The sequence below is a fragment of the Psychrobacter sp. Pi2-51 genome, assembly GCF_904846665.1.
GTDB lineage: Bacteria > Pseudomonadota > Gammaproteobacteria > Pseudomonadales > Moraxellaceae > Psychrobacter > Psychrobacter glaciei.
In genome coordinates, this window is the sequence record NZ_CAJHBP010000030.1 from 22108 (window position 1) to 32293 (window position 10186).

General features: G+C 44.9%; 8 protein-coding genes. 2 read left to right on the forward strand and 6 right to left on the reverse strand.

All coding sequences use genetic code 11. From position 1 onward, the window contains the following. Positions 1–74: 74 nt before the first annotated feature. The 3 genes from JMY08_RS12380 to JMY08_RS12390 form a co-directional block, all read right to left on the reverse strand. Positions 75–1487, reverse strand: a complete 1413-nt coding sequence (locus JMY08_RS12380; protein ID WP_201593576.1) for a VOC family protein — start codon at positions 1485–1487, stop codon at positions 75–77. Positions 1488–1772: 285 nt separating this feature from the next. Next, complete coding sequence (locus JMY08_RS12385; RefSeq protein ID WP_201593577.1) at positions 1773–3038, reverse strand: aspartate aminotransferase family protein; 1266 nt, start codon at positions 3036–3038, stop codon at positions 1773–1775. Positions 3039–3248: 210 nt separating this feature from the next. After that, on the reverse strand, positions 3249–4223 hold the full coding sequence (locus tag JMY08_RS12390) for a LysR substrate-binding domain-containing protein (RefSeq protein ID WP_201593578.1): 975 nt from the start codon (positions 4221–4223) through the stop codon (positions 3249–3251). Positions 4224–4678: 455 nt separating this feature from the next. Here JMY08_RS12390 and JMY08_RS12395 point away from each other — a divergent pair, with 455 nt between their 5' ends. Next, positions 4679–5878, forward strand: a complete 1200-nt coding sequence (locus JMY08_RS12395) for a sugar transporter (protein WP_227679678.1) — start codon at positions 4679–4681, stop codon at positions 5876–5878. Positions 5879–5992: 114 nt separating this feature from the next. On the opposite strand, the gene arfB is transcribed toward JMY08_RS12395, so the two are convergent. After that, on the reverse strand, positions 5993–6406 hold the full coding sequence (arfB, locus tag JMY08_RS12400) for an alternative ribosome rescue aminoacyl-tRNA hydrolase ArfB (RefSeq protein WP_133105368.1): 414 nt from the start codon (positions 6404–6406) through the stop codon (positions 5993–5995). A gap of 377 nt (positions 6407–6783) precedes the next feature. On the opposite strand from arfB, the gene uvrA reads away from it, so the two are divergent. Further along, the gene (gene uvrA, locus JMY08_RS12405; protein ID WP_201593579.1) at positions 6784–9345 is read left to right on the forward strand and encodes an excinuclease ABC subunit UvrA; all 2562 of its coding nucleotides are present in this window, start codon (positions 6784–6786) and stop codon (positions 9343–9345) included. Between the two features lie 33 nt (positions 9346–9378). Here uvrA and JMY08_RS12410 read toward each other — a convergent pair whose 3' ends face one another. Next, positions 9379–9588 (reverse strand): hypothetical protein, encoded by a 210-nt coding sequence (locus JMY08_RS12410; RefSeq protein ID WP_201593583.1) that lies wholly within the window; start codon positions 9586–9588, stop codon positions 9379–9381. 373 nt (positions 9589–9961) lie between these two features. After that, on the reverse strand, positions 9962–10123 hold the full coding sequence (locus JMY08_RS12415) for a helix-turn-helix domain-containing protein (protein ID WP_201593580.1): 162 nt from the start codon (positions 10121–10123) through the stop codon (positions 9962–9964). Positions 10124–10186 lie beyond the last annotated feature (63 nt).

The following is a 10186-nucleotide window of genomic DNA, read 5'->3' on the forward strand; positions in this document are numbered from 1 at the left end:
CTTGCAAAATAATAATTTTCTTACCCTCATTCCATTTTGGAATGGCGAATAAATAAGATGACTGCTCTTGTCTTTTACCTACCGTTTCCTAAAGAAATTAGGCATTTTTCCAAGCTTCTATTCTGTATATCTTCATACAAAACAAGCTCATCATAAACATTGGTACCAAGGGCTTGCTCGAACTCCTGTTGATTTGAGTTGCCATCATAATTGCTTTGCTTATCCTGCTGAAGATTGGACTGAAAAATACCAGCCGCACTGACTGGCAAAAAATCTTCATAGACGATAGGCTCAATTCGGATAGCGCCTTGGTTAATCAGAGCATTTACTGCTTGTCTTGAACTAACCATTTCTAGATTAGACATATCACTGTTGATATCCGCAGCACTATCGACTGGTTGATAATAAAAATAAGCAAGTTCCTTATCATGCATCGTCTGGTAATCATCAGGGAAAGCGGCAAATATCTCGGCTAAAATTCGATTGTATTGAGTTGCATTACCCTCATTTGGAGTGGCTCCTAATTGATGGCGTGCTTGACTAAGTAGCTTGTCATACAGTGCTCTGCCCGTGGGCGTTAATGCCACACCGCGCTGCTCAATCTCACCAAATCGTGCAGTATGGCATCCTTGCTCGTACTCGCCCTCTGAGTTTTTAAAACTAACCGCTTCCTCTAATGCCTTAAAGCTCGTTTGTCTTAATAAAATCGGACAATCCCGTTTTGGTGGTCCTTCGATAATCGCTTTTGGTGGCATGCCTTTTGCCTGCATACCTTGCTGCACAGTATCTATATCTAGTGTTCTAGGCGTTAAATGATTGATGTGTGGACCTTTAAAGCCGACGACATCAGCAATGAGACCATGCTGCGCCAATAAGCGCTGATATAGCTCTTTTGAGACTGGTGTTTTATCATGCCAGCGAAAGGTCTCTAAAGCTTCTTTGATAAACTGCTCACCTTCCTCTGAGGTCAAACCGCCCTGCTTTTCAAAGCGCTCAATCAGGCTGATCACCGTATCGGTAAAGATATTGCGGTTGGCTAATGCGTTTGAAGCTTCTTGTTTTAGTGCGTCATCATCAATTAAGTCTAGACGCAATAAAGAAGTGAAGACTCGAAATGGACTTTGATGTAAGGCTTGCGCGTCAATGGCTCGAAAAGCCGTAGAATGCACGGGCACGCCAGCAGGCGCTAAATCATAATAGCCGACAGGGTGCATACCCATGACAGAAAAGAGCCTGCGCATCATACTAAGCTCGTGCGCTGTGCCCAATCTAATTGCCCCGTGGCGCTCCATACTGAGTCTATCAATCTCTCCGGTATGCTCCAACTGCTCCTTAATATCAGAATGCTTGGTTAGCACCTCAGTATTCACCTCAGCGACTAAATCTAGCAAGTCACCATATAGCGGAACCTCGGTTTGGTACATGGCTGACATCGCCATAGAGAACTCGTGACGAATAGCATCGCTGCTGATAAATGTATAATTCACAAATAGATATCCTTGTTAAAATCTTAGAAATTTTTATTACTCTTAACTTATTAACTAGGGCGTGTCATCATTTAGATTGTGAGACTTAAAATGAGGAAAATTGCAGCCAAACAAGGAAGAAATTGCCGTAAATATGAACATATTGACAAGATTTCTGACGATGTTTGGCTAAATTTAGCCATTTTAAGACCACTAAATGTATTCATGTGCTAATTGATGACACGCCCTAAGCTAGTCCGACAAAAAACTATGTCGTTGCCATTAAATTATGTCGTTGCCATTTCATCAGAGCCTATTATCAGGAATCGTACTTAACACTTCTTTTAAAACATTAAGACCGGCTTGCAGGATTTCAGGCTCGATTGTTAATGGCGGTAGCAGGCGAATAATATGGCGATACTTACCGCTAGGCATCAACAGTAGACCACGCTCGCGCGCTTGCGTTAATACATACGTCATCACGCTTGGATCGACATCATGTTCAGGATGTCGCAGCTCGATACCGCGCATCGCACCGATACCAGTGAGGCCAAATAACCAAGGTGATACGCCCTCTTGTTGCCATTGGTTCACCGTCTGCTCAATGGTGTGGGCATAATGTCTGGCAGACTCCCACACCGCATCGTCTTGCATAATATCCAACGTCGCATTGGCGGCGGCACACGCGACCGGATTACCCGAATAAGTGCCGCCTAGGCTACCTTTAGGCAATCCATTCATTATGCTGGCTTTGCCGATCACTGCGCCTAACGGCAACCCACCTGCGATGCTTTTGCCTAGCAATATCATGTCAGGCTCAATCCCTAAATGTGTAAAGGCAAATGGTGTGCCCGTACGACCGTAGCCCGATTGAATCTCATCCATAATGAGCAAAATGCCGTGCTCATCACAAAACTGGCGCAGATACTGAGCAAACGTGGGTGACATTAAGTGAAAGCCACCCTCGCCTTGTACTGGCTCTACAATGATGGCACCGATATTATCGACATCCGTTTCTACGGCAAATAGACGTTCAAGCGCATCGATAGCCTGCTGATCGCTCACTTCATTATCTGGACTAGGAAAAGGAATGTGGTAAACGCCACCTGCCAAAGGACCAAGCCCCCGCTTATAAGGCGCGACTTTACCATTTAGATTGACCGCAGCCAGCGTGCGCCCATGAAAGCCACCATCAAAAGCAATGACACCCACACGACCTGTTTTTAGGCGGGCAATTTTTATGGCATTTTCGGTGGCTTCTGCGCCGCAGTTAGTCAACATACCTGATAGCTCGCCACTGATTGGAATCAGCTCACAAAGCCGTGGCATAAAGGTTTGATACGGCTGATGGGCAGCCGCATTGTAGGCATAATGAATAAGTGATTGGGCTTGATTGATAATCGCAGAGACGATATGAGGATGACAATGACCAAAATTTAAGACCCCGATACCGCCTACGAAGTCGATGTAGCTGCGGTCATAACTGTCCCAAACTTTGGCATTTTTGCCTTTGGTGAGGGTCACAGGATGCACCATCGTAAAAGCGTCTGTAACGTTATAGTGCATATCCATTGAGCATCTCTCATCTTCCTTGAGTGTGATGCTCATTTCAGCAAAACCGTACCGATTCAGCAAACGAATAATAGTTGTGCTGGCATTCCTTTTTGTCATTGCCAACCAAAAGACAATCTTAAGGCGCGTTAAAAATTACAATTATTTAACCTTTGCTTGCTGCTATCACAAAGGCTACGAAAAATTTATCCCAGTTGCACTGTATCTGTTTTAAAGTAAGTCCACTATATCGATTGAATTGAGGACATGCCCTAGCATCAACTCGTGTTGATTTGAGGTTTCAAGATACGCTGACACCCATTCTAAAATCACTTTCACCTTATGCGATCTGCCCAAAGACAAAGGATAAGTTATATAATAAGACCCCCGTCCTTTTGCCGCATAGCGCCATGCCGTCACCAGCGTTCCTGATTGTAGTTCAGGAGCGACCAAACGCAGTGGTACAAGTGCAATACCATAGCCGAGCAAAGCGGCGGCAATACACGCATGAAAAGTATCAAAACGTGGGCCGATAAACGTCCCATCGATACTAATGCCTTGCTGTTTGAAATACTCATACCAAGCACTTGGGCGCGAGCTTAACTGTAGCAACGTACAGTTATCTACATTGCTCGTACAAGGATTTTTATCATGCAAGTATTCAGGTTGGCATACCGCTACACAATACTCGTCAAACAGCTTAATCGCCTCCATCCCGCCCCAAATGCCATCGCCATATAAAAAGGCAATATCGACGTTTTGGTCTTCAGTAAAAAATGGCCCAACTTGCTCTTTTATATCTAAATTAATCAATGGATGGGCTTGGCTAAAGCCACTAAGCGCAGGTAACAGCCAGCGAGAACAAAAGGTTGGGTGTGAGGCAATCTTAAGCACTTCTACATTGTCACTATGCGACATCAAACTGGTGGTTGCCACCTCGATATGTTTGAGGATTTCCAACACCTCAAGGTAATAAGTTTTGCCAGCTGGTGTCAATGAAATGCGGTGCGGTGTACGATAGAAGAGTGAGATTTTTAACATCTCCTCTAGCTGAGCGACCTGCTTACTGATGGCGCTCTGTGTCATATGCATCTCTTGCGCGGCATTGGTAAAGCTCAGATGCCGTGCAGCCGTTTCGAAACACTGTAGAGCAGTCGTCGATGGATACTTTCTAAAAGCAAGCGGCTTATTGGTTTCGGTTTTCATAGTTTATTTTTCTTTTATTTTTGGTATGAGGACACGCCCTATTAAAATGTAAAAACAGGGATAATTCATACAGAGATGACTACCTATTCGTGCACGCTTAAATAGCATGAGAGAATAGGTAGCCATCATTATTTGAGCGCTGATTCGCCTTGATTATTGTATCAGTCTACTTGAGCATGCTTCTATTGATAAAAGCATTATTTCACTGCCGGTATGTTGTCGGCAGTCAGTGTCGGCTTCCTAGAGGCTAATGTCAAAAACTAATGTCATATCCTATTCATTTTGTGAATACCGACGCTCATTATCAAATAATTACTTTAACTACGGCGACTGACTTGCTATCTTGCCTGCCTTCTTTTTATCATTGCGATGTATTTCTACCCTTATTTTTAAGCGAATAAATCACTTTAAGCTAACTTTCACTATTAGCACCTTCTTTATTTGTATTGGATCTTATGAAACCTAACATTGAGGTGAGCTCAGACGCTCGCCGCACTCAGTATTTCCAAGTATTCCTAATGGGCGTCAGCGCCTTTATTATGAATACCACCGAATTCGTCCCTGTTGCCCTATTAAGCGACATCGCCCAAGATTTCTCTATCACCACGGCAGAGACGGGCTGGATGTTGACGCTGTATGCGTGGATTGTCGCGGCCATGTCATTGCCATTGATGCTGCTGACCAGTCGCTTTGAGCGCAAGCGTTTGCTGTTGGCGTTATTTGCGGTATTTATTGCCAGTCATGTATTGTCAGTATTTGCGTGGAGCTTTGAAGTGCTGCTCATCAGCCGAGTTGGCATTGCACTCACGCATGCGATATTTTGGTCAATCACCGCAGCGATTGCGATACGTGTGGCACCGGAAGGCAAAAAAGCGCTGGCGCTTAGCGTGCTTGCGACCGGTACGTCATTAGCGATGGTCTTGGGTGTGCCTTTAGGACGCGTGGTCGGTCAATGGTTTGGCTGGCGCGCGACTTTTGGTGGTATTGGTGGGCTTGCCCTTATCGTATTTATTCTGCAAATGAGACTGTTGCCCACGCTGCCTAGTATGTTCGAAGGCTCTTTTAGAAAGATTCCAGAATTACTCAAAAACCCCTTATTGGTCTGCCTATATCTGCTAATTTTACTGGTCTTTACCGCGCACTATACGGCTTACTCGTATATCGAGCCTTTTATGCGTCAAGTCGGCTCAATCAGCGAAAACGCCGCAACGGTTGTGCTGTTATTGTTCGGTGTCGCAGGGATTGCGGGTAGTGTGATATTCAGTCGTTGGGGTGATAAATTCAATACCAGATTAATGCTGATATCGACGATACTGATACTATTGTCTATGCTCATGCTGTTATTTGCGGTAACCTCAATATGGGCGCTCAGCTTGATTGCCCTACTCTGGGGCGCGGCGCTCATGCTGCTGATTATCTCCATGCAAGCCAAGGTCATCATGGTCGATGTCAATGCACAAGACATGCTGATGTCAATGTTTTCAGGGATTATCAATTTAGGCATTGGGACGGGCGCACTGTTCGGAGGCTATGCAGTGACGCATATTTCACTATCGAGCGTGGGCTATGTAGGGGCGGCTATCGCGGTTATGGCATTGCTACTGATGCTATTTATGATAAAGCGCTTTCCTGAGCTAAGCAGAAGACTTGGTTAGCTAAGGGCAGATTAACCAAAGTTCATTCAGCGCACAAAAAAATGCCAGCCACTTAGATGGGCTGGCATTTTGCTTTTTGCTTCATTTAAAAATTGGCAAAAAAGAGCTACCTAATTAAAAATCCACCTTACCGCGTAATACTTTTGTTTTACCGCGCTGAGTTTTTTGATCGACACGTTTACGCTTAGCATTTCTGCTTGGTTTGGTCGGCCTGCGTGTTTTATTGACGTAAGTAGCTTTGGTGATAAAACTTTGTAAGCGCTCAAACGCATCAATTTTATTACGTTCTTGGGTACGAAATTGCTGCGCCTTAATAATAAGCACACCTTCTTTGGTAATTCGGCTGTCTTTACTATCAAGCAAACGCTGCTTAATGACATCACTTAAGCTTGAGGCATGGATATCAAAACGCAAATGAATCGCAGAAGACACTTTATTGACATTTTGTCCGCCTGCGCCTTGCGCACGTATCGCGCTAATCTCTACGTCACTGTCATTTAGACTAATGGTATTGCTGATAAAAATCATAGGATGCTTTTATAAATAATTGATAGTTATGATTAATGATAAACCATTGTCAGCTACCTCGCCACTTGCCAGCTTACCACTTCAGAAATCCGCATGTCTTAAAAGCAGTTTTCAAAGCTTACAAGCTGAAATTCAGAGATGAAACCTCATAAATGTTATTGTTTGGCATTGCTATGTCTGTCATCTGTCTGTAAAGCGTAAGCCTACCTCAGGATTCGATATTGACATGCTAGGATGGTTTTAAATTGCCAAGATATTGCTTAAGCCAAGATATTGTTTAATTAGCTAACTATTTAGCAAGCAGTTTCTTAGCCAAAACTTTATCCGCCTTCTTCACAATAAAGCTAAAAATACGATTTGATAGGAATAACTGTTTTATGACCACTAAAAATAAAAAAGTAAAATCCACTGCAAAAGTTGATAACAATGCCACTAAAAATATCGCTTGCGACCCAGCTCACAGCATCCAAGTCAGAGGCGCAAGGGTTCATAATCTAAAAAACGTCGATGTTGATTTGCCGCGTAATGCCCTTGTGGTATTCACGGGTATATCAGGCTCAGGCAAATCCTCACTAGCATTTGGTACTCTTTTTGCTGAGTCGCAACATCGCTATCTTGACTCAGTATCGCCTTATGCCAGACGCTTAATCGATCAAGTGGATCAGCCTGACGTCGATTCGATAGAAGGCTTACCACCTGCCGTTGCCCTGCAACAACAACGAGGTACGCCGTCTGTGCGCTCATCAGTCGGTAGCGTGACGACGATTTCGAATGGCTTACGCATGCTCTACTCGCGAGCGGGCGAATACCCTGCTGGTCAAGGCATACTCTACGCTGACGCGTTCTCTCCAAACACGCCAGATGGCGCTTGCCCTACTTGCTCCGGTATTGGCCGCGTGTTTGAGGTGACAGAAAAATTGCTAGTTCCTGACAATACCAAAACCATTCGCGAACGCGCCATTGCCGCTTGGCCGCCTGCATGGCAAGGGCAAAACCTAAGCCGCATCCTGACCTCACTTGGCTACGATATCGATAAGCCGTGGAATACCCTGCCCCAAAAAATCCGCGATTGGATTCTCTTTACCGATGACACCCCAGAAGTCCCTGTCTATCCAGAGTACAACATTGAACAAGTACGCGAGGCTATTAAAAAAGGCGAAAAGCCCAATTATAAAGGGACGTTTACCAGTGCTAAGAATTTCGTCTTGCACTCTTTTGCCAGTACGCAAAGCCCGCGTACCAAAAAGCGCGTTTCCCAGTTTATGCAAATTTCTGAATGTCCAGAATGCCACGGCAAAAAACTCAAAAAAGAATCGCTATCGGTGAAATTCGCGGGTCTTGATATTGGTGAATTATCACAATTAACCTTGACTGAAATGGCGCTTAAACTTCAGGATGCTGCCAAGACCAAACCGACTGATAATATGCCAAACCGAGAGAAGGCCATTGTTGCTCAACGTATTGCCAGTGACATTCTGTCTCGAGTTGAGGCTTTGACCACGCTGGGATTGGGATATTTATCTCTTGAACGTACTACACCTACTTTGTCTCCGGGTGAGCTACAACGCTTAAGACTTGCCACCCAAATTCGCTCTAAACTGTTTGGTGTGGTCTATGTGCTTGACGAGCCGTCTGCTGGATTACATCCTGCCGATACTCAAGCGCTATTGGGCGCATTGGATGAGCTGACAGCGGCTGGTAACTCGTTATTTATTGTTGAGCATGACGTCAGCGTGATTCGGCACGCCGATTGGATTGTCGATGTGGGGCCAAAGGCTGGAACCCATGGCGGCGAAGTTATTTACAGTGGCCCTGTAGCAGGATTGCGGGACGTTGCACAATCACGCACAGGACAGTATCTTTTTGAGACTGAAGGGGCGGTTGAGCATACCCCAAGAAAAGCGAAATCCTCGCTACAGCTGGTCAATATCGAACGCAACAACTTGCAAAGGCTAGACGTTGCGTTTCCATTGGGAGTGATGACAACGGTGACGGGCGTATCAGGTTCAGGCAAATCAAGTCTAGTCAGTCAAGCGCTGGTCGATCTCATTTATAGTGAATTAGGGCAGAAGACAATCATCGAAGCACCGACTGGCGAAGCTGATTTACTAGAGCAAGAGCTAGAAACTCAGACCAGTGGTAAGATTGCTAATGGTATGGAACACGTGAGTCGATTGGTGACCGTCGATCAAAAAGCCATCGGTCGTACGCCGCGCTCAAACCTTGCCACTTATACCGGACTGTTCGATCATGTGCGCAAATTATTTGCAGCAACGCCAGAAGCCAAGGCACGACGTTACGATGCCGGTCGATTCTCCTTTAACGTTAAAAAAGGCCGCTGTCCAAATTGCGAAGGTGTTGGATTTGTGAGTGTTGAGCTGCTGTTTCTACCAAGCGTTTACTCGCCGTGCCAAGTGTGTCATGGGCAACGCTACAATGATGAAACCCTTGAGATTACTTATCGAGGCAAAAACATCGCTGAAATCCTCGATCTCACCGTCGAATCTGCTTATGAATTCTTTGTAGAAGAAGCACCTATCCTACGAGCATTAGACGCGTTGCTAAAAGTCGGACTTGGTTATCTCAGGCTTGGTCAGCCAGCAACCGAGCTTTCGGGCGGTGAAGCACAGCGCATTAAGCTTGCCACCGAACTGCAACGAACACAACGAGGAGACACGCTTTATATCCTTGATGAACCAACAACTGGCCTGCATCCTTCGGACGTGTCGCTATTGATGGCACAATTGAACGGACTCGTTGACGCTGGTAACACTGTGATTATGGTCGAACACGACATGCAAGTCGCTAGTAACAGTGATTGGATTATCGATATTGGGCCGGGCGCTGGTGATAAAGGCGGTCTTATTGTGGCAGAAGGCACACCAGCAGAAGTCGCAAAATCAAAAGCCAGCCGTACCGCGCCTTTTTTGCTGTTTTAGTCTGTTAAGGCACGTTTCATCAAAAACCTTTTATCAACTCAGCAACTGACGGCAGCGCTCAATCACGGGCGCATCGACTATCTGACCTACTATTTTAAACACTGCATCTGCACCGCTCGCAAAGGCTTTTGCTACTTTATCGATTCGATTCGCTGGGACAAATAGCCACGTCTTCGTGTTTATATCATTGTTTACCATTTCATTATGATGAGGCTGTCTTTTATCTTTAATAGAATTTTTCATAGTTGCTTTTATTGTTGTTTTTATTGTCGCGTTTAGGGTCTGTTGAACATTCAAGTGTGGAACTGGCAGTGGCTATTTTTTAGACAATACGCAGTGAAATTTTTGACGCCTAGTCATTCTAGGGTAGACAATTTCGCCATGTATTGGCAAAAAATAGCCCTGCCCTGAAAGGCTGATGCTAAAATCACCCCAAATGTTGTTGTAAACCTAGCTAAGGTCTCGACATTATCATCGGTTTACGCCTGATTTGATAAAACGTTTGATGCGATTTTAGCGATCAGCAGTCCTAATATTTGAATGTTCAACAGACCCTATTGTTATCCTCACGATTGATCGCCCGTAGTTATCAGTCTATTTGGGGTGAGAATTTATGCTATGGCTTTGATTTTTTGCTATGGGCTTTGCGGTAATGACTCGGTGACTGCCCATAACGCCGCTTGAATGCACCACTAAACGAGTGATCCGACGCGTAGCCTACCAGCTCGCTAATCTTGCTAATTGAATATTGCTCTTGCCGCAAAAACTGTAGTGGCATAATTAAATCGGACCACGCTTAAGAGGTTATACTAACCCAAAAGAAGGAACATAGTATGACTAG